Source organism: Marinobacter sp. AN1 (genome assembly GCF_026013985.1).
Taxonomy (GTDB): Bacteria; Pseudomonadota; Gammaproteobacteria; order Pseudomonadales; family Oleiphilaceae; genus Marinobacter; species Marinobacter segnicrescens.
The window spans coordinates 2,856,907-2,877,570 of the sequence record NZ_CP110342.1 but is presented as its reverse complement, the minus strand read 5'-3'; the positions used below and the strand labels follow the sequence as shown (position 1 = coordinate 2,877,570).

Here is a 20,664-nt window from a genome sequence, read left to right as displayed (position 1 = left end):
ACGAATTGGACGTCCGAGCTTTTGCAAGTTCATTTGAACGGGGAACGGCTTACGGAACCATAGGAGGATTGGTTCTGTTCTTCCTTTGCGGCGGCTTGTACCTACTGCTCACTCCCTAGCGCTGTCTATGGTACAGCAACAGAGCTCTGCAGGCCCTTTACGCAGGCACATGCCCACTACCTGACCAGTGAACACTTGCCCCGTACATCTTTATTGATCGTTCAGACTATAAACCCCGGCATTACACAGGGGTGCTCGAAGCAGAAACCTCAGGCCGAGCATCGAAGTATGGGACACGCGGAGGTAAGTGGCATGGCTCTCATGTCGCGGATTCCGGCATAGCGAACCCTCAAGAACTTTGTTAATTTTCCGGTTCAACAGGAAGTTGTCCGTTATTAACCGATACCCTCAGGGACGAACCATGCCTTCATCCATCTACTACCCGAACCGCGTCTGCTCATCCCGTGACATCGCCAAGATGTCCTGTCCATCTGATCTGTCGCCCGAAGACTTCGAACGGCGCCTTCTGGCAGCCAATGGCCGGCCGATCAGCACCAGTAATCTGTGCGCACCACACAAACCGCTCCTGTTGCCCAATGCCAGGCGGGACGATTCAGTGGATATCAGCCAGGTTCTGTCATGTACGCCGGAGCAACAACACACGCTGTCACACCTGAGCCATTACGCTGGCGGCGCTGCCGTAATGGGCATGGCGGATTTTCTGTGGGACACCAGGCTGCCTGACGTTATGGGTGACCTGAATACCTTTGGCGGTAACGGCATGGGTGCCGCGGTGGCCCAGTCCAACAAAGTGTTGGACGCCATCAACCGCTACGATATCGCGAACAAACGGTTTGAGGACCTGAAGAATCACCGCGCTGCACCAAGAATGGTGAACGCTGCAAAGCTACGGGCAGACGCTGCGTTCCGGGAAATGAACCAGGTTCTCTACAGCCGTTCACTGAACTACCTGAATAACAATGCGTTTCGCATGCGTCAGACCACTAACGCCACCGGCCGGCCAGTATGGGAATCCATACCGGTCCGCGACACAGCTGACGTACAGAAGCTGGCAAGGTTCGCGAAGGTGGGCCGGGTAGCAGGCCCCGGTTTTATTCTGCTGGATGGCTACCTGCGAGCGAACAGCGTTCACCATGCCTGGAAGAATGGCGACCCGGCCTGGAAGCGTGAGGCCGTTGTCCAGAGTGGGGCGTTTGCTGGTGGTATTGCTGCCGGGGCCGCGATTGGCTTTGTGATAGCGTTGACGCCGGTTGGGTTGGCTGTTGCTGTGGTCGCTGCTGGCGCAGTAGCAGTCGGATCCGATTACCTCCTCAAAGGCATTTTCGGAGACTTGTACGATCTGGTAACAGAGTGGTGAACATGCCAGTGGGATTGCTTATCTCTATAGTGGCGGGAGGGGGTATGCTGCTAGCAATGCTGAGCATGCTGTTACTCAGGGTTACTCTCACGTACCGCTTAAAAAAGAAGCTGAAACCGACTGGGGAATACTGGCGTACCGGTACCCTCGACCTGGACTTCGGCAATACCGTTCTGTTTGCGCTGGTCTGCACGCTCCCCTTCGCGCAGAGGTCGGATTTTTACAAGGCCGTCTATCCAGACCTGGATATAAAGGCGTTTGCGAATCCGTTTGAAACGGTTTTAGCCTACAGCATGGTGACCGGGTTCGCGGTGTTTTTTATTATGGGGCCTTTCTACTATATCTTCGCGTGATCATTTCGTTGGAGATGCGAAGCATTTGCCCGGCCGCCCCGAAAGGCGCTCCCCATAGTTGCAGCGACAGACCTCTACAGGTCCTTTACGCGGGGTAGGCAAGTGCTCACTACCTGACGAGCGAACACTTGCCTCGTACATCCTCATCGATCGTTCAGACTATAAACCCCCGGCATTACGCCGGGGCACGTTGCTCAGATTCCGTAGGAGCTGACATCGACCTTAGAGAACACCTCTTCCCAGTACAGGTCGCGGAGCTCTTCCCGGGTTTCGATGCCTTCGACCTTACCGACCCATTCATCCAGCATCTCCTTGAACTCGGCCATCCTGGCCTCGGCCTCTTGCACGTCGTAACGCTCTGCGTAGCTTGATGCCACCGTCTTGAGGTCTTGTTCGATAAAGTCCCTGGTCATCTGACGAAACTCCTCATCTGGCTCGTGGAGCGTCAGTTCCGGCTGCTCGTCGATCCTCCTCAGGGCCTCCTCATGGTCCTCCAGGTAAAGCTTGGCTATCTCAGCCGCCGTAGTCGCGGCGCCATACAGCACTGTTGTACGGTCCTCTTCAGACAGAGCCTTCCAGACGTCAGCATTCATACTGGTACCAACCCCGCCGAATGTGCCGCCAGGAACCCCCATGGTGACGTCGCTGGCGATCTCGATAAACTTGAAATTGAGATAGTCCGACAGGTTATGGGCCGTACAGTCGACAACGCCCTGGCTGAGCCCTTCATAGGTTTCGTTAACCGGAATGGACACAGGTGAGCCGCCCATGGCGGTTACCCATCGCGACCACTGGGGGCCGCCAATACGGATGCGTTTCCCTTCAATGTCCTCTTTGCTGGTAATCGCACCATTGCAGAACAGACCGTAAGGCGAAGAGCTGGCCAGTCCCAGGAATATCTGATTACGGTCATGGTGTTCCTGCAAACAATCGGGACAATGGTTTATCACATACTCGGACACTGCGCCGGTATAGGCAAAAACGGCATCCTGTGGGCTCACATCCGCCAGCTCAAGGGCCATGGTTAGTTCTGTGAGCATGATGGTATTGGGGAAGTCAGACGGGAAATATGGTGTAAGAACGTGGCCCAAGTCTGCGATACCGTCTCGAAGCCCGGTCGGAGTTTCCATGAAGCTGAGCAAGGACTGAGCGTATCCTTTCACGCTGATATCGCCGCCGGAGCGTTCTTCAACAGCTTCGATAAAGGCATCCATGGCCTTGGTGCCTAGAGTGTTCTGGGGCGCACCGGTTGCAAAGCGGAGTTCGGTGGCATTTGCAAAGTTGGCGGTGGACAGTCCTGCGATGGCAATGCCGGCCGCGATGGTTTTGAGAGAGGGTATCGTTTTCATTGTTGTGTCCTCACTGATTGAGGTTGGGGGGTAACCACCACTGAGACAGAGGTGGTCGTGCAAAAATCACCCACTAGTTCACAACGTAGATGGTGGTCCGGTTTACAGCAAGGAGGCGAAAGGGTGTTTTGCGAGGTTTTTTGGCAGGTCGGGGAGTGTCGTTTCCAAGGATTCCATGGAAAACGGTATGTTAAGGGGTAACGTTCCCTTACTGGCTTTCGTTAGCTAGCGAGCATATATGAATGCCCGTAGTCACGGTGCCGTTCTCCTGGAAGTCATCAACGTGGAACGTAAATGATGCAGCAGACCGGAATCTATGAGCAGCTGATCACCAAGCTCATTGAAAGCCGCCTGGATAGAAGCAGGTTTTACGTTGGCGAACGCCAGCTCGACAGCAGCGAAGCGTCGGTTTGGCTGTCACGATTCCTCTCCAACATCCTGGAGTTTGCCATTGAAGCGGTGCCGTCGGGCGAAGATCGGCTGCAAGAGCAAATCGAACTCTCCAACCAGCTGCTGATGTGGCTCAAGAACCAGATTTCAGACGAAGGCTTTCTTGAGGAAAACCTTCTCGATAGCCAAGGCAAGATCCTCACCGCGCTCTACGAGTTGGAGAACCCCGTTGCTGCCAACCTTAAACAATACGTCGAAGACATTTTCCCGCTAACAGGCTTGACCCAAAGCGAATTGTTCTCCGGTAGCAATGCCGGCCTTTCACTGGAATCTGAGCTCAAGCGCGAGATTCTGTCGGCAGACAAGATTTACTGGCTGGTGTCGTTCATCAAGTGGGCCGGCATCCGCATTTCCGGAAAGAGCTGGAAGCCTTCACTGCTAGTGTTCCGTCCGGGTATTTCCTAAGCGCATATATGCTATAATTCGAGCTATTATTCACGAGTTTGGAGACTCTGTTTTGGCCCGGAAACCAGCTCCCTTTAATCTTACGGTAAACGATCAACTGGAGTTGGAAAGCTGGTTGCGAACAAGCACGCTGAGTCAGAATCTCGTTCTGCGAGCGCGAATCGTTTTGGCCCTGAATGCCGGTGAATCACCCAAAGTCGTTGCTGAGCGACTGGGAACCACGACGGCCACGGTATTCAAGTGGCGTAATCGTTACACCGAACAGGGCCTGAGCGGTCTTCAGGATGCACCAAGACCCGGGCAACCCAGAAAGCTGAATCAGAAAAAGGTTAAGGCAATTCTTGATGACACGGTCAAAAAGCTGCCCAAGGAATCAACCCACTGGAGCGTCCGGTTGATGGCCGAATATGCCGGTGTTAGTCGCTGGCAAGTGCATCAGATCTGGAAAGCCGCTGACCTGAAACCGCACCGGCTGAAAACTTTCAAAATCAGCAATGATCCGGACTTTGCTGATAAAGTTTTCGATGTTGTCGGTTTGTACCTGAATCCGCCGGATAACGCCCTGGTGCTGTCTGTTGATGAGAAAACGCAGATCCAGGCACTGGATCGCACTCAACCAAAGTTGCAATTGAAACCCGGCCAGATCGAGCGTCGCACCCACGATTACAAGAGGCACGGCACGACCAGCTTATACGCGGCTCTGAACATTCTGAACGGCGAAGTGATTGGGCGCATTACGCAACGCCACCGAGCCAAAGAGTTTCTCGACTTTCTGCGACAGATTAATCGAGAAACACCGAAAGAGCAGGACCTTCATCTGATTCTGGACAACAGCTCGACTCATAAAACACCAGAGGTAAAAGCCTGGCTGGAGAAACATCCCCGGTTCAAGCTTCACTTCACACCAACCAGCGCCTCCTGGCTGAATGCCGTGGAGGGCTGGTTTGGTCAACTGGAACGCCGTGCTTTGTACCGTGGCATTTTTACCAGTGTCGGCGAACTGAAGAAGGCGATTCGTCGCTTTATCCAAACTCATAATGAGAAGCTGGCAAAGCCCTTCCGCTGGCACAAAAGCGCAGAATCGATTATGACTTCAGTGGCGCGAGCAAAGTTGAGTGTCATTAATGATAAATAAACGAATTACCCAGACGGGACACTAGTGGGCGAGAGCTGAAAATCATCACCACGTCCTATATGGGGGCGACCGATGCTAAAGCCGTTGAGTACCTGGCCAGCCTGCCGAATACCGAAGTTAAACTGAGCTACAACACCGAGCGGGAAAGACTGCACGCCAAAAGCTATTTATTCCTACGGAACACGGGCTTTCACACGGGTTACATTGGTTCATCAAATCTGTCCCGATCGGCGCTGACCAACGGTCTTGAGTGGAACCTGAAGATCACCTCGCAGGAAATTTCGCACATCATCAACAAGTCTTTGAGTACTTTCGAGACTTACTGGGCGTCAGATGAGTTTGAACGGTTTGATGGGCAGGCCGAGAGTACTGAAAACTCAACCGAGCACTCAAGCAGCAAAAAGGGTTGGATGCTCCAGGTGTCTCCCACTATTTCGAAATAACCCCGTTTCCCCACCAGAAGGACATTCTGGAGCAGCTGTCTGTGGAAAGGGACGTGCACCAGCGTTTCCGGAACCTCGTTGTGGCCGCCACAGGCACTGGCAAGACCCTGATCTCGGCTTTTGATTTTCAGCGGTTCATGAAAGCAAAGCCGTCCGCCCGTTTTCTGTTTGTGGCGCATCGGGAAGAAATTCTGCGGCAGGCCCGCGAAGCCTATCGTGGCGTGCTGCGAAACAATGGCTTCGGCGAACTTTGGGTGGGCGGTCAGTTGCCTGAGCACTATCGCCAGTTGTTCGTGTCTATCCAGACCCTGAACAACCAGCTGGGTCAGCTGAAGCTGACGGAAGACTATTACGACTACATCGTAATCGATGAAGTGCACCACATCGCTGCATCGAGTTATCGGGCGGTACTGGAGCACTTCTCGCCCGGTATATTACTTGGCCTGACTGCAACACCGGAGCGTAATGATGAAGCAGATATCCTTAGCGACTTTTGTGGAGTCATCGCCGCTGAAATTCGGTTGCCGGAAGCGATAAACCGACGTCATCTTTGTCCTTTCCAGTATTTCGGTATTGATGATGATACTGATCTGCGAACTATCCCGTGGCGTCGGGGCCGTTATGAGCCCGCTCAGCTGACCAATCTGTATACACATAATCACAGCCGTGTAAAAAAGATTGTTCGCAGTTTGAGAGAGATCGTCACCGATATAGGAAGTATGAGGGCTTTGGCCTTTTGTGTTGATCATCAGCATGCGAACTTCATGGTGGAGCAATTCCTGCTGCACGGGATCAAGGCAGACATTCTCACCAGTGACAATAGTCACGAGCGCCAACAAAAGCAGCAAGCCGTTCGCTCAGGGCACATCGACGTGCTGTGCGTGGTCGACATCTTCAACGAAGGCGTCGACATTCCTGAAGTCGATACCTTGCTGTTCCTGCGCCCAACCGAAAGCCTGACCATCTTCCTGCAGCAACTGGGCCGCGGCCTGCGTTTGGCGGAGGACAAAGAATGCTGCACGGTATTGGATTTTGTAGGCAACTCCCGTCCTGAATATGACTTTGCCAATAAGTTCAGGGCACTGGTGGGTAAGTCGGAACGCTCGATCACCGAGGAGCTCAAGCAGGGTTTTCCCCATGCACCGCTCGGCTGCCGAATTGAGCTCACCAAGAAAACCCAGGAAATGGTGCTGAGCAACATACGGCAAGCCACACTGACCATGAAGCGGTTGGTATCTCTTATTCGCCAGTTTCCGCAGCATTCCACTAAGCCACTCACGCTGAAAAACTTCATAACCCATCATCCCTACATCGATCTGAACGAACTATATAAACGGGGCAGTTGGGCGGAACTAGTGAGCAAAGCGAATGACGAGGACGTAGACGATGAATCGTTGTTCAAGCTGGCGAAAAAGGCCATCTACCATCGCATTTTGATCTGTGACGATCACCAGTATCTGCTGTTCCTCAAGAAGCTATGCCAAGCCGGGTTCAGCTGGGACGATGCAAGCAACCGCCAAGCACTCATGTGCCATTACGATTTCTGGCAGAAAACCGGGCCGGAGCTGGAATTTGATTCGCTTGCACATAGCCTGGCAGAACTCAGCAAGCTGGGGCTGGAAGAAGAGTTGGTGGACGTGCTCGATTGGAAGCTGGCGAAAACCAAGCACGAACAACCCGCTATGCCGGAATTACCGCAAGTGCCCTTGCGTCTCCATGCCCGCTATTCCCGAGAGCAGGTTCTGGTTGGCTTTGGGGCTATGACGTTCGAGAATCAGCCGCCATCGAGGGAGGGTGTTTATGTCATCCAGGATCAGAATATCGAACTTTTGTTTGTCACCCTGGATAAAAACGAAAAGCAGTTTTCCCCGACTACCATGTACCATGATTACGCCATCAACGAGCAGCTGTTTCACTGGCAGTCTCAAAACAGCGCTCGGCCTGACCGTGGGAAGGGGAAACACTATATTCAGCACCAAGCCCTCAACAAACGGTTGTTCCTGTTTGTAAGAGAGCAGGCGAAAGACGAATATGGTCGTACGATGGGGTTTGTGAATTATGGTGAGGTGGATTATGTATCTCACACTGGTTCCCAGCCGATGAGTATTACCTGGAATGTACGGCGTCAACTATCTTGGCCGGTCCAGCGTCGATTAAGTTGGCCGGTTGACGGTGAACCTATGTTGTCTGCTTCTTGAGTGAGGCTTTTCTCCGGTAGCTTTCCCCCGTGCATTGAAGGATGGTGGCGTGATGGACCAGTCGGTCGATGGCGGCGACGGTCATGATGGTGTCCTCAAACAGCTTGTCCCAGTGCTCGAAGTCCTGATTGGAAGTGATGATCAGGCTGTGGCGCTCGTAGCGATGGGCGATCAGCTCGAACAACACAGTGCTTTCCTGCTCGGTTTTCCGAACGTAGCCCAGGTCATCGATGATGAGCACAGCATACTTGTCGAGACGGGCCAGAGCATCGCTAAGACGCAGGGCTTCCTTGGCGCGTTGTAGGCTTTGTACGAGCGCCGTGGCGGCCACGAACTTGACCCGGATGCCGGCCTCTATCAGGCCGTAACCGATGCTGCTGGCCAGGTGGGTTTTACCGATCCCGCTGGCACCGAACAGCAACAGGTTGTCACCACGTTTCACCCAGTCTGGCTGGTTGATCAGCTGGCTGATGTGAGGCTTGGTCACCCCCGTCACCGCGTCGAAGTTAAAGCTGCCCAACTGCTTGCCCGGTGGTAATGTAGCGTCCTTCAGATAGCGCTGTAAGCGCTTGTCTTCCCGTGAGGCAAGCTCCAGGGCACACAGCTCGCTCAGGTACTGTTCCGGACGCCAGTGTTCCGTCACGGCCTTATCCGCCAGGGGTTGCCAGTGATCCTTGATGCTGCCCAGGCGCAGGTGTTTCAACATCAAGGGTAGTGAAGCCGTCACGTCACTCATGGCAGCCTCCCATGTGCAGCAGCGCCTGGTAGTCGCCCAGCGCATGCTGATGAACCACCATAGCCGGCAGAGCCGGATTGAGGCTCAGGAAGCGGTCTTCGCATTCCAGCAGACTGGGGAGTTTGCCGCGCTCAATGCCGGCCAGCACGTAACGACCCAGGGCGCTTTCGCGGTCGCTCTTCTTGGCCAGGTGCAGCAGTCTTACGATGTAGTGGCAGGCCTTGTCTGCGTTCAAGGTTTCGTCGACATGCTGCCAGATACGCCGGTAATCGTCGCCGGGTAGCAGGTCATCGCGCCACTGAGAGTGCCGGAAGGCGCGGGGCTTTTTAACCAGGGATTCGATCACATGGCAGTAATTGACGCTGCGCCGGCGTTGCTGTCCCCGGGCGTGGATGCGGGGCAGTGTCAGCGTATGCACACCGGCGCACCACAGCTCCAGGCGGGCATCGAACAGGCGTACCGTCAGCCGGCTACCGATCAGTCGTGAGGGCACCGAGTAGGTCACCCGCTTAAGCGCGATGGTGCTGGTGCGGCTGACCCGCAAGGTATGCTCACTGTAGGTATTGCTGTCATGAGCAGGCAGTGGTTGGAGACGTTGCTGCTCTGCCTTGAACACGGTGCTGATCCGGCGGTTGCGCCGTGTCACCACTGCCTGAACGAAGGCTTCGTAGGCATCACGGGTGGTAAAGTCATGGCTTCCGCGCAGTAACAGGGCTTGTTTGAGTTGCTGCTTGATGTGGTTGTTGGGCGATTCGATGGCACCGTTCTCGTGAGCCACGCCCCGATTGTTGCGGGTAGCTCGGACATCGTAGTGGTGACAGAATTCGGCAAATCGCTCGGTAAAATCCTCCTGCTCCTGCCGGTTCTTATAGGCGGCACTCAGACTGTCGGTGCGTAATTGTCGCGGCACTCCGCCACTGTTCCGGAAGGCCTTTTGCAGGCCATCCGACAGCGCACTGAAGCTCTCGCCACCATAGGTGACCTGAGCGTAGGCCCAGCCGCTGGCAACCAGGCGGTAATGGAACAGCTTGTGCGGTAAGGCCTCACCCGCAATGGTCACCGGCTCTTTAACCCAGGTGAAGTCGGCAATGCCCAGTTCTCCAGGCTCGTGGCTCTGGACGAACATGACCGGTTGGGCTGGCCCGTGTAATTGTCGCCAGCGGCCAATACGCCGTTCCAATGTGCGTCGTGCACGGGGATCGAACTGATCTGTATGGTACTCACAGAGGTGATCAAAAATACCCACTGGTGTGAGGTCAGGCGATGACTCCAGCAGCGGTAACACGATGCTATCCCAGACTTCTGCCAACGGGTCTTTACGAGTACGCCAGTTGCGCTCTCGCTTCTGGGGCTGGTGCAATTGCTGGTCTATGCGACGGGCGGACCGCTCTGAGATACCGGCCTTGGCCGCGGCGACGGTCTGTGTCTGGCTTTTGCGGTGGTGCATGAATAACCTGACCTGTTGATCTGTAATGTGTTTGCCCGACACAGCGACTCCTCCGTTCTGCTGTGTCGGACCCTATCAGATCAACCGGCCAACATAGTTGTCGCTGGACCGGCCAAGTTAATTGTCGCGCTATACTGGAAACTCCGAACGCCGATGCCGAACTTTATGTGGCAACAGGCTGCTAAGTTGGCGGTGGCATGAGTTACGGTCCTTACAACCAAAACGCCCGGAAGTTCTTTGATCAATACCAGTCCCTGACCTTCCAACAGGTCCACAGCGATTGGTTTCCCCTTCTGGAGAAAAGCTCCGGCCTGGCACTGGATGTCGGTGCGGGCAGCGGCCGCGATGCGCTGGCCCTGGCGGAGCGTGGCTGGGATGTGGTGGCGGTTGAGCCGGCGGCGGAGTTACGCCGCCTGGGTGAAGCGGCTACCGTCCACCAGAGTATTCAGTGGGTCGACGACAGCCTGCCGGATCTGGCGGAAATTCGTAAACTCAGTTACCGCTTTGACCTGATTCTGGTATCGGCCGTGTGGATGCACATTGCTCCATCGTCGCGTGAGCGGGCGTTCCGGATTCTGACGGAGTTGCTGGCACCGTCGGGCAATTTGGTTATTACCCTGCGGCATGGTCCCGGCGATGGGGAACGGGTGTTCCATGAGGTCAGCAAGGCTGAACTGGATGGTTTTGCACGAAATAGTTTTGTAGTGCCAGTTACCTTCCAGTTAGCGTCATCACCTGACCAACTGAAGCGCCCCCAGGTCCGGTGGGAAACTGTGCTCTATCGCATGCCTTAGGTAATAGCTCATTGATACCCGAGGTTCTTGGCCAGAGACATCAGAGGTTTCATCTTTCCTTCCAACGCGGCTGCAACCAGATCTGGGTTTAATACCTCGTCTGCACTTAGGGATAGCCCCTCAAGGTAAGGCTGGACGATTCGCGGCCAACTTTTTCTGTTCTTAGAATGGTGTATCTCGATACCAATTAGATGCTGCTCAATAAATGGCTTGAGTTTATTTTCGCTGGGGATCGCCCGTCCCTTTTTTATATTTGCAATCGGGTCTGCTGGAATGAGATTCCAAAGTTCATCGTGGCAGATGAATGACCAGGGGATAAAGTGGTCGAGTGCAAAATCTCCTGACATTAGTGGTTGGTTGGAGTAGATGCAGAATAGATTGATGTTTTCGGAAACAAGATTCCAATAATCTGTTTGCTTTTTTAGTGGGGATCTACTTGCGGGTGGTTGTAGTTTGTTGAGTATCGCTGGTGTACTCGGGTTTTTCTTCTGAAGGTAGTTTGCCCATTCGAAAAGCACCCATCCTTGTACAATCCGCCAGTTATTCGAGAGATAGTTAAGCCAGTTATCGTGAAGTATTATCGAAGAGTGGTCATCGCTAAATCTGTAGATTGGGGGAGCGTTGGTGACAAAGCTCTGGCTACTTAGTTCAATGACTTTATTGTTGACCTTGGCGTCGGGTAAACCTTTTAGTTCCTTGGTGAAAAAAGGGCTTAATAGTCGGTAAGGTACATATCGCTCGAGGGATTTTCCTCCGATTCTGTTGAATTGCTCTTCGATAGCGGTTCTGAGTTCTTCAAAGCTTTTGCTGTTGGTTATAGCAGAGCCTTGGATATCAAAATTTAGCATGTCGAGTGAACGAGCAATTTTGTCCTGAATTCCAAAGGATAGATTGAAAAATCTGTGTGGGTACCACGCGAATTGCAGCATGCGAATTGAGAGGTTATTTAGTTGAAGTCTTTGGCTATTTTCTCCCTGTATGAGATTTGTTTTTATCTCTTCCATTATGGCCAAGAAGAATAAAAGCTTATATGAGTTGGTTGTGTTGGAAAATATTGAAGACAGGGCCGAAATATTCAGCTGAGGGTCGTCTGGTAAGATTTGGTTAATGGACATTGTCTTGCCTTGATATGAAACGCTGTCGCTTTGAAAATCCGGAAAAATTGATGATCTAGACCGGCCCGGTTTTCCCGGCAGGCCTGGAAGTCACCCCGGGCTCTTTATATACATCGCATTCTTCTCCCGCACACTGACCTCGAACAGCTCACTGGCCCGGACCAGGTCGCTGAGTTTTTTGTAGCCGTAGTTCACGGGTGAGAAGGAGCTGTTGTTGGAGATGTATTGGCCCACTGCACCAAGGTGTGCCCAGCCATCATCATCAGCGGTTTGTTCCACTGCCGTGCGCAACGTTCTGACCAGTACCGAGTCGCCCCGCAGCTGGTTGCGCTCCCAGCGGGTCTGCTTTTGTGGGGCAGGCTCGCCATTGGCCTGGCTGTCTTCGCTGTCCTCGCTCTCTTCCCGCAGGTTTTCGGTATAGATGAACTGCGAGCAGGCGTTGACGAATGGCATCGGGGTTTTTTGTTCCCCGAAGCCGAAAACCGGCAGGCCGGCTTCCAGAATTCGCATGACCAGGGGGGTGAAATCGCTGTCACTGGTCATCAGCGCGAAGGCATCCACGTTGCCGCTGTATAGCAGGTCCATGGCGTCGATGATCATGGAGGCATCGGTGGCATTCTTGCCCGTGGTATAGGCAAATTGCTGGACCGGGCGGATGGCGTTGGCGTGCAGTTTCTCGATCCAGCCGCCGAGCTGCGGTCCGTTCCAGTTGCCGTGTGCGTGTCGCACGTTGACGGCGCCGTACTTGGCCAGTTCCTGCAGGACACCTTCAATGGAGCGGTGGCTGACATTGTCGCAATCAATCAGCAGGGCGATTTTGTAGTTGCTTTTCATGGTCCCGAAACCTTCCTGTGCGGGGTGGTTGGGAACACACTACCATGTTTTCCGGTGCCTACCTTCTCCACGTCCGGCCAACGCCTGCTACCGGCGAAGACTGGAAAGTCACCTCAACGCATTGTTTTCAGCGCATTGGCCCATTTGGCCATTTCTTCCAGCATGGTGTTGGCAGAGCTGGTATGCATATCGGCGGCGGTAAAGCTGCCGTCATCGGCCAGGTTTTCCCAGGGCATCTGCACCATCACGCTTTCCACCATTGGCATCATCTTTACCGTGGTGACCAGGTTCTTGGCGGCCTGGGCAGAGCGTAAGCCCCCGGATACGCCACCGTAACTGACGAAGCCGCAGGGCTTGTAGTTCCATTCGTTGTAGACGTAGTTGATGGCATTAACGAACGAGGGCGGCGGGTTGAAGTTGTATTCCGGCATCACAAACACATAGGCATCGGCACTGGCCACGCTTTCGGACCAGGCCCTGGTGTGGTCGTGCTCGTACTTCTGGGTACGCGGGTGGTTGGGTTCGTCATAAATCGGAAGGTTGAAGCTGGCCAGGTCGACCAGTTCGCTGTCGAATGCTCCGTGGGTACCGGCAACCTCGTGAAACCACTCGCCGACAGATGGGCCGATACGCCCGGGGCGGGTGCTACAGATGATGGTTTGGAGTTTGAGCGACATGATCGGAAATCTCCTTTTTGAGCCACTGCATGGGGTGATGAAGTTATTCGCTTACTAATTTAATCTAGCGCCGATTCGAACATAAAGATATCGGGGCTTTTTGGCAGAGTTGTTCAGCCGATTCGACGGTTGATCCGATTTCTGATTGCCACTCGACGCCCGGCATGGGCATCTCTATAATCCGCCACTCCGCAGGAGAGAGGGCTACGAGCCCCGCCGAAGGCGCAAACTCCCATAAACGCTCAGGCACAGGTACTGCGGGCATTTTTCAACGCCGTCTGGAGAGAGGTTGCACAGCAACCCACCGAAGGGGCAAGCAGGGTCAGGCCCTGTAAACTCTCAGGTATCAGGGACAGGGGGAGAGGCCACAGAAACGCAGGAGTGCTGTGTGCTGACCTCTATCTATATGATTGCCATTACCGCCGAAGCCATGTCCGGCGCGCTTGCTGCCGGCCGGCGCAACATGGATCTGTTCGGTGTTGCCGTGATTGCCTTTTTCACCGCCCTGGGCGGTGGCACGGTGCGGGATATCCTGCTGGGTAACTTCCCGGTTACCTGGACCCAGCACCCCCTCTACATCTATATGACGATTACCGGCGGTCTGGTAACCATTGTTATCGCCCGGTTCATGCGCCACCTTCATCAGCTGTTTCTCGTGCTTGACGCCATTGGCCTGGTGGCCTTTACCGTGATTGGCTGCAATGTGGCCCTCAGGCTGGGCTATGAGACGGTCGTGGTGGTCATGGCAGGAATAACCACAGGGATTTTTGGCGGCATTATCCGGGACATCATGTGCAACCGGACTCCCCAGGTGCTGCGCCACGAGCTCTACGCCAGCGTTTCCCTGGTGGTGGCGCTGTTCTATCTCACCCTGCTGAACCACGGGGTGGGCGAAAACATCACCCTGCTGGCGGCGTTCAGCCTTGGGCTGTTGCTGCGGATGTCTGCCATCCGCTGGAAGCTGTCGCTGCCGGTGTTCAGTTATTCCCGCGCCCGCTGGGATTGAGGTGGTTTAAACAAGCCGTGTATACCTGAATAAGGGGGTGCCGAATTTGTTTATACCATTCGCTTAAGCACAGCCTCGCCCCGGAAGTGGTGCAGCAGGGCCATGCCGATGTGCCCGATGATCAAAGCGGTCAGTGCCCAGGCCAGTGGCGAATGCAGGCTGCCCAGCGTGGCGGCCCAGCCGAGTTCTTCGCCCTTGGCAATAAGCTGCAGACCAAAGGCATTAACCCCGTAACCGCCCCCAAGCATCACCATCATGCCCGTGAGTGGCATCAGTAACATACCTGCGTAGAGGAGTCCGTGACCTGCCTTGACCAGTCTGGCCGTCTGCGGGTCCTGCTCCGGACGGTGTTTGTGCTGACTCGCTGCCCAGATAATCCGCGCGACAATGAGCACCAGCAACAACGAACCGATAGATACGTGCCAGGGGACCATTGTCTGGCCAACCCAGTGTTCTCCATCCGCGATCCGGTCGCCGAACTTCATCAACTGCCAGCCGATGAGCAGGGCCATGCCCCAGTGCAGGATCTTGCTGAGCATACCGTATTGGGTTCTGGAATCGTTGATCATGGGTGTCTCCCTGGTTGTGTTAGTGTCCTGGCCAGCCAAATCGAAAGGCTGAGAGTTGTGTTTCGAGTACCTGCCCGGACCACGCTTTCTGCCCGGTGTCTTCACCTGCGGCGCCGGCGGCCACCATCAGTGGCAACAGGTGTTCCTCGTGCCCTGACGGGTGGCACTGGTGGGCATAGGGTGCTGAGCTCCAGTGGTCGAGCCTGTCCTCCCTTTGCGCAGGTGTCGCCGCCATGGATTCGCCCAGCCAGGTGTCGAAAGCCTCGGAGATTGGCGTAAAGCGCTCGTCGCCGTAGCCGCGCATATTATGAAAACTCATTCCGCTGGCGATAATCAGTACGCCTTCCTGGCGCAGGGCCTGCAGGGCCTTGCCAGCCTGCTGGTGAGTTGCAGGGTCCAGGTCCGCGCGCAGGGAAAGCTGCACAACCGGAATGTCAGCGGCGGGGAACATCAGCTTCAGCGGGATAAACATGCCATGGTCAAATCCCCGCTCCCTGTCCTGCCGGCTGGCCAATCCTGCCTGGGCCAGCAAATCGTTGACCCTTATTGCCAGCGCCGGATCGCCCGGGGCGGGGTAGGTCAGTTCGTAGGTGTGCTCGGGAAAGCCGTAATAGTCGTAGATGAGCCCGGGTTGTTCGCCGGCGGTCACGGTGAAATCCTCCGCCAGCCAGTGAGCCGATACCATGAGGATGGCCCGTGGTTTTTCTGGCAACGATGAGTGAATGTTGCGCAGAAAATCTGCCATACCATGCCAGGCGTCAGCGGGTGTCCAGTCCATAAAGAAGCACGGGCCCGCGCCATGGGGAATGAAAAGGACCGGCTGGGTAGCGGGTGCAGCGGAGGCCTCTGGATTGGTCATGGTTGGTACCTCGCTGGAAAGTGCGTTTGATCAATAGCTGGTAATTTACGTTTTATTCGCGGGTGCGAGAACCTGCTAAAATCGGAACACACCTTTAACCAGGAGTGTGAAATAGAATGCTGGACCGCTTTATCAGCATGAGGGTGTTCGTACAGGCGGCCACCCATGGCAGTCTTTCTGCTGCCGGCCGGGTGATGGACATGTCTCCGGCCATGGCTACCAAGCATATGGATGCGCTGGAGGCTCGGCTGGGCGTGAAGTTGCTGCACCGCACCACCCGCAAGCTGACACTGACGGATGCGGGCACGGAGTTCCTGGAGTCGTGCCGCAGCATTCTGCAGGAGCTGGACGAGGCGGAAGCCGAAGTCAGCGTACAGCGCACGGAAGCCGTCGGACGACTGCGCATGAATCTGCCCCACTCTTTCGGCACACGTTTTATTGCGCCCCTGTTACCGGAGTTCAGTCGTCGTTATCCCGGAATCGATGTAGAGGTGGGGCTCAGCGATGCGCAGCATGACCTGATACGGGAAGGCTGGGACCTGGGCGTTCGTATTGGTCACCTGGCGGACAGTTCGCTCAAGGCCCGTCGGCTGGGCAACTGTCAGCTATATGTGTGTGCCTCACCCGACTACCTGGCGCGGCACGGCCGACCTCGCCGGGTGGCGGACCTGGCTGAGCACAACTGCCTTGGCTATACCTTGTCGCCCCTGCAGGGCAAGGGCCCCTGGGCCTTCGGTCGCCAGGGGGACATTAAGGTGCCGGTGCACGGCAATCTGACAGCCAATAATGGCGATGCCTTGCTGGCTGCGGCGGTGGGAGGGCAGGGCATCATCTACCAGCCGGACTTTATCGTGGACCGGGCGATTGCCAAGGGTGAACTGGTGTCATTGGAGCTCGACCAGCCGTTGGTGGAGCTTGGCGGGCTTTATGTGATGTTTCCGCCGGATCGCCGTTTGCCAGCCAAGGTCCGGCTGATGATCGACTTCCTGGTTGAGCAGTTTGTGGGTTCACCCGCCGGATAAAAAAATGCCCCGATACCAGCGGCACCGGGGCGAGGCCTTGAACCGGGAGATGGTCCAGGTCAAGGAGGCAACTTCAGCAAGTCACCGAAGGGTTCTGTTGTTGATTGTCAGCCGTTATCGCGCTTCCAGTCACGCTTGATTTTCTTGGCCAGGGACCACTTGTGGACTTCGGTGGGGCCGTCGTATACGCGGAAGGCGCGGATTTCACGGAACACCTGTTCCACGATGGTGTGCTCGGTCAGGCCGTTGCCGCCCATTACCTGGACGCAGCGGTCGGCAATGCGCATCAGGGCTTCACTGACGGCGACCTTGGCCATGGAGCTTTCGGTACCGCCTTGTTCGCCCCGGTCCAGCACGCTGGCGCACCAGTCGATCATCAGCTGACATTGCTGCAGGTCGATCTTGTTCTCGGCCAGCATGAAGCCGACACCTTCGTGGTCAATCAGCTGCTTGCCGAAGGCCATGCGACGGTTAACGTAGTCGGTGGCAATCTCGTTGGCGCGGATACAGGCACCCAGCCAACGCATGCAGTGTGACAGGCGGGCCGGCGCCAGGCGTACCTGGGCGTAGCGGAAGCCGTCGCCGGCTGCGCCGAGCATCTGTTCTTCCGGCACCCGCAGGTTCTTGATGGTCAGGGTGGCGTGGCCGCCAGGCATGGAGCTGTCCATGGTATTGGGCACGTTATCAATCTGGATGGCCGGGTTTGGCAAGTCCACCAGGAACATGCTGGCCCCTTCCGGCGCCTTGGCCATGATAATGCCGACACCCGCGCCCTGGGCACCGGTAATAAACGCCTTGCGGCCGTTGATGACCCACTCGTCACCGTCTTTGTGGCACTCGGTCATCATCATGGACGGGTCAGACCCCGCACCACCTTCCTGTGATGGCTCGGTCATGAAGAACGCGGAGCGCTTCTCGCCAGCCACGATAGGTTTCAGGAAGCGTTCCTTGATCAGGTCGCTGCCCATCTTGCCCAGCAGGAACATGTTGCCTTCGTCTGGTGCGGCCGTGTTACAGGCCAGCGGGCCAAGGGGAGAGAGACCGCTGCGGATCAGCACCATGGCGGTGCCACGCTGGCTCAGGTGACCGCCTTCCGGGAAGATGTGGGGTGTCAGTACGCCGGCCTCCCGGGCCTTGGCGCGCATTTCCTGGGTCAGCTCATCGGTAGGGCAGTCGTGGTGGTCACGCCGCGGGTCGCTTTCATAGGGAATGACCACATCGCGAACAAACCGTTCGACTTTCTCGGCGATTTCTTCCGCCCGAGCCCGGTCCGGAAAGCTGTCGTCTGTTATCGGGTCCATGGTGGTGTTTGTCATTGTTATCTCCGGCAAAGGTCTTGCAGGCAGTTCGCTCCGTTGAAGGGAGACGATGCCGATCAGTCTGGTATAGGTATCATTGTGGCTTCGTGGGCCATAACCGCCATCGTCGTTATGGACGAAATAGTGCGAGCGCTCTATAGATTAAAGCGAGGTGATTGGCCAGACAAGGACTTTTATTAAGGAGGTGGATAAGGGTTGGAGTGCGGATTGACCTGGAGTGGAAACGGCGGGTGGTTCCGCAGGGCCTGGTGGCGAAGCAAGGGCTCTTGAGCTTTACTGTATTTGTCGTCCACATCGTTTCGCAGGAGGTTTGCGATGAACAGAATTGTGCGATTTATCGCCGTTTCCATGATGCTCGTTGCACCTTTTGCCCTGGCTCAGGGGCAGGGCAGTCAGGGGCGGCCCGCGGGCACCATGATGTCCCAGGAGCAGATGCAGCAAATGCAGCAAAATATGTCCCGTATGCAGGAGATGAACCAGAGAATGCGGGGCGATACCGGTCAACAGCGCGAGCAGCGGAATGAGTTGATGCAGCAGCATATGGAGCAGATGCAGCAGCACATGCAGATGATGCGGGGCATGTCCGGGCCGCAGGGAATGATGAATAACCAGGGTATGGGAAATCGCCAACAGGGCGGTAACAGCCCGGGCATGCGGAATAACCAGGGCATGTCCCCAGGTCAGGGTGGCCCGGGACAAGCCGGCTCCGGGATGAACACTGATGAACGCGTTCAGCTCATGGAGCAGCGCATGGACCAGATGCAGCTGATGATGGAACAGATGCTGGAGCACCAGCGTCAACTTCAGCGTGACTTGCGGTAACGTTTAAGCCCAGTAGATTGTCGTAAAGGTCTGGGGCCTGTCGGCCCCGGCCATTCCGAAGTCTGGCTTCGGGTTATTGTTGGGGGTACTCAGGAACTCTCTGCAGCAACGTATCCCTTGAACTGCTCCCTTAGCTTCGTTTTGAGCAGTTTGCCGGTGGCGGTGTGGGGCAGCTCGTCGACGAAGGCGATGTCATCCGGCAACCACCACTTGGCGACCCGTTCACCAAGGAATTGCATCAGGTCGTCGGAGGTAACCGTGGCGCCTTCTTTTGCAACCACGATCAGCAACGGCCGCTCCTGCCAGGTCGGGTGGTGGATGCCGATGACAGCGGCTTCGGCCACGTCAGGATGTGATACCGCCTGGTTCTCAAGCTCCATGGTGGAGATCCACTCGCCGCCAGACTTGATGACGTCCTTGGAACGGTCAACCAGTTGCAGGTAGCCATTGCTGTCGATGGTTGCGATATCGCCGGTCGGGAAGTATCCATCGGCGTCGAGTTGGTCACTGTTGTCTTTCTTGAAATAGCCTGCGGCAATCCATGGGCCCCGTATCATCAGGTTGCCGACGGACTCGCCATCCCAGGGTTGCTCGTTGCCTTCGTCATCGGTGATCTTGGACTCGACGCCCCAGATGCCGCGCCCCTGCTTGGACTTGATGGCAAAGCGCTCGTCCTTGGAGAGGTTTTTGTGCTTGGGTAGCAGGTCGCCGTTCACAAATCCGAGGGGGCTGGTCTCGGTCATGCCCCAGCCCTGCATGACGTCAATACCATTATCTTCGAACCGCTCGATCATGCTCCTGGGTGGCGCAGCCCCACCGATGCTGACTTTTCTCAGGGGCAGTTTTGACAGGTCCAGCCCGGGCTTTGAATCAATGTACTGCAGGAACATCAGCCAGACGGTTGGCACACCCTGGGAGAAGGTGACACCTTCCGTGGCCATCAGGTCATACAGGTTTTCACCATCCAGCCGGGGTCCCGGCAGCACCACCTTCGCGCCGGTCATGGCGGCGGCGTAGGGTATGCCCCAGGCATTGGCATGGAACATCGGAACGATCAGGAGCAGGCACTCGGATGCGCTGATGTTGGCGCCGTCCGGGGTTGCGGCCATGATGGTATGGAGGACGGTGGAGCGGTGGGAGTAGAGGACGCCCTTGGGATTGCCGGTGGTGCCTGACGTGTAGCAAAGCGATGAAGCCGTTCTCTCGTCAAACAGTGGCCACTGGTAGTCGGGCTTTTCTGCCTGCACCAGCTCCTCGTAACAGTAGAGGTTTGGCAGGTCCATGTCCGGCATGGAGTCCTTGTCGGTCATGGCAATATAGAATTCAACGGACTTCAGCTTCGGCGCCAGTTTCTGGACCAGGTCAATAAAGGATATGTCGAACATCAGCACCCGGTCTTCTGCGTGGTTGATGATGTATTCAATCTGCTCTTCGAAGAGGCGGGGGTTGATGGTATGCAAAACCGCCCCGGAGCCGGAGACGCCGAAATAAAGCTCCATGTGACGGTAGGTATTCCAGGCCAGGGTGCCGACCCGGTCACCTTGCTCGATACCCAGTTTTTCCAGTGCGTTGGCTACCTGTTTCGATCGGTCTCTCAGCTCTAGGTAATTGGTCCGGTGGATCGGACCTTCTACTGTTCGGGTGACAATTTCCGAGTCCGGGTGAAACCGGGCGGCGTGCTCGATGAGGGAGGAAATCATCAGGGGATGCTCTTGCATTATGCCCAACATCGCGATCTTCCTTATTGTTGTTG

General features: G+C 55.8%; 17 protein-coding genes, 2 pseudogenes and 2 riboswitches. Of the genes and pseudogenes, 9 read left to right on the top strand and 10 right to left on the bottom strand.

Annotated elements, in window-relative coordinates; genetic code table 11:
• Positions 1-421 precede the first annotated feature (421 nt).
• Complete coding sequence (locus LJ360_RS13215) at positions 422-1,378, top strand: hypothetical protein (RefSeq protein ID WP_264994218.1); 957 nt, start codon at positions 422-424, stop codon at positions 1,376-1,378.
• Between the two features lie 44 nt (positions 1,379-1,422).
• The gene (locus LJ360_RS13210) at positions 1,423-1,731 is read left to right on the top strand and encodes a hypothetical protein (RefSeq protein WP_264994217.1); all 309 of its coding nucleotides are present in this window, start codon (positions 1,423-1,425) and stop codon (positions 1,729-1,731) included.
• A gap of 194 nt (positions 1,732-1,925) precedes the next feature.
• Here LJ360_RS13210 and LJ360_RS13205 read toward each other — a convergent pair whose 3' ends face one another.
• Positions 1,926-3,080, bottom strand: a complete 1,155-nt coding sequence (locus tag LJ360_RS13205; protein ID WP_264994216.1) for a C4-dicarboxylate TRAP transporter substrate-binding protein — start codon at positions 3,078-3,080, stop codon at positions 1,926-1,928.
• 297 nt (positions 3,081-3,377) lie between these two features.
• On the opposite strand from LJ360_RS13205, the pseudogene LJ360_RS13200 reads away from it, so the two are divergent.
• The 3 genes and pseudogenes from LJ360_RS13200 to LJ360_RS13185 all read left to right on the top strand — a co-directional run.
• Positions 3,378-3,913, top strand: a pseudogene (locus LJ360_RS13200) (DUF3427 domain-containing protein); the annotation flags it as partial.
• Between the two features lie 74 nt (positions 3,914-3,987).
• Entirely contained in the window at positions 3,988-5,070 is a 1,083-nt protein-coding gene (locus LJ360_RS13195; protein WP_264993966.1) for an IS630 family transposase, read from the top strand.
• 20 nt (positions 5,071-5,090) lie between these two features.
• A pseudogene (locus tag LJ360_RS13185) lies at positions 5,091-7,711 on the top strand (DUF3427 domain-containing protein); the annotation flags it as partial.
• Here LJ360_RS13185 and istB read toward each other — a convergent pair.
• Entirely contained in the window at positions 7,692-8,447 is a 756-nt protein-coding gene (gene istB, locus LJ360_RS13180) for an IS21-like element helper ATPase IstB (protein WP_264994014.1), read from the bottom strand. The pseudogene LJ360_RS13185 and the gene istB overlap by 20 nt on opposite strands.
• Positions 8,440-9,936, bottom strand: coding sequence for an IS21 family transposase (gene istA, locus LJ360_RS13175; RefSeq protein ID WP_091848196.1), 1,497 nt, complete (start codon positions 9,934-9,936; stop codon positions 8,440-8,442). The genes istB and istA overlap by 8 nt, the downstream gene beginning before the upstream one ends.
• A gap of 155 nt (positions 9,937-10,091) precedes the next feature.
• Here istA and LJ360_RS13170 point away from each other — a divergent pair, with 155 nt between their 5' ends.
• On the top strand, positions 10,092-10,688 hold the full coding sequence (locus LJ360_RS13170; protein ID WP_264994212.1) for a class I SAM-dependent methyltransferase: 597 nt from the start codon (positions 10,092-10,094) through the stop codon (positions 10,686-10,688).
• A gap of 8 nt (positions 10,689-10,696) precedes the next feature.
• On the opposite strand, the gene LJ360_RS13165 is transcribed toward LJ360_RS13170, so the two are convergent.
• The 3 genes from LJ360_RS13165 to LJ360_RS13155 all read right to left on the bottom strand — a co-directional run bounded on the left by LJ360_RS13165 (position 10,697) and on the right by LJ360_RS13155 (position 13,314).
• Complete coding sequence (locus LJ360_RS13165) at positions 10,697-11,803, bottom strand: HNH endonuclease domain-containing protein (RefSeq protein ID WP_264994211.1); 1,107 nt, start codon at positions 11,801-11,803, stop codon at positions 10,697-10,699.
• A gap of 90 nt (positions 11,804-11,893) precedes the next feature.
• Entirely contained in the window at positions 11,894-12,637 is a 744-nt protein-coding gene (locus tag LJ360_RS13160; RefSeq protein WP_264994210.1) for an NYN domain-containing protein, read from the bottom strand.
• Positions 12,638-12,750: 113 nt separating this feature from the next.
• Positions 12,751-13,314: an NADPH-dependent FMN reductase gene (locus tag LJ360_RS13155; RefSeq protein WP_264994209.1), complete on the bottom strand. Its 564-nt coding sequence runs from the start codon at positions 13,312-13,314 to the stop codon at positions 12,751-12,753.
• Positions 13,315-13,496: 182 nt separating this feature from the next.
• Positions 13,497-13,582, top strand: a riboswitch (glycine riboswitch).
• Positions 13,583-13,680: riboswitch (glycine riboswitch) on the top strand.
• A 40-nt stretch (positions 13,681-13,720) separates the two neighbouring features.
• Here LJ360_RS13155 and LJ360_RS13150 point away from each other — a divergent pair.
• On the top strand, positions 13,721-14,320 hold the full coding sequence (locus LJ360_RS13150; protein WP_264996041.1) for a trimeric intracellular cation channel family protein: 600 nt from the start codon (positions 13,721-13,723) through the stop codon (positions 14,318-14,320).
• Positions 14,321-14,370: 50 nt separating this feature from the next.
• Here the strand turns inward: LJ360_RS13150 and LJ360_RS13145 are convergent, their stop codons facing one another.
• On the bottom strand, positions 14,371-14,889 hold the full coding sequence (locus LJ360_RS13145; protein WP_264994208.1) for a cytochrome b: 519 nt from the start codon (positions 14,887-14,889) through the stop codon (positions 14,371-14,373).
• Positions 14,890-14,908: 19 nt separating this feature from the next.
• Entirely contained in the window at positions 14,909-15,748 is an 840-nt protein-coding gene (locus tag LJ360_RS13140; RefSeq protein WP_264994207.1) for a DODA-type extradiol aromatic ring-opening family dioxygenase, read from the bottom strand.
• 116 nt (positions 15,749-15,864) lie between these two features.
• On the opposite strand from LJ360_RS13140, the gene LJ360_RS13135 reads away from it, so the two are divergent.
• Positions 15,865-16,770, top strand: coding sequence for a LysR family transcriptional regulator (locus LJ360_RS13135; protein WP_091848618.1), 906 nt, complete (start codon positions 15,865-15,867; stop codon positions 16,768-16,770).
• 107 nt (positions 16,771-16,877) lie between these two features.
• Here LJ360_RS13135 and LJ360_RS13130 read toward each other — a convergent pair whose 3' ends face one another.
• Positions 16,878-18,086, bottom strand: coding sequence for an acyl-CoA dehydrogenase family protein (locus LJ360_RS13130; protein WP_245742413.1), 1,209 nt, complete (start codon positions 18,084-18,086; stop codon positions 16,878-16,880).
• Between the two features lie 318 nt (positions 18,087-18,404).
• Between LJ360_RS13130 and LJ360_RS13125 the strand changes: the two genes are divergently transcribed.
• Positions 18,405-18,911 carry a hypothetical protein gene (locus LJ360_RS13125; RefSeq protein ID WP_264994206.1) on the top strand — a complete coding sequence of 169 codons (507 nt, stop codon included), beginning with the start codon at positions 18,405-18,407 and terminating at the stop codon, positions 18,909-18,911.
• An 89-nt stretch (positions 18,912-19,000) separates the two neighbouring features.
• On the opposite strand, the gene LJ360_RS13120 is transcribed toward LJ360_RS13125, so the two are convergent.
• Positions 19,001-20,641, bottom strand: a complete 1,641-nt coding sequence (locus LJ360_RS13120; RefSeq protein ID WP_264994205.1) for a 3-(methylthio)propionyl-CoA ligase — start codon at positions 20,639-20,641, stop codon at positions 19,001-19,003.
• Positions 20,642-20,664 lie beyond the last annotated feature (23 nt).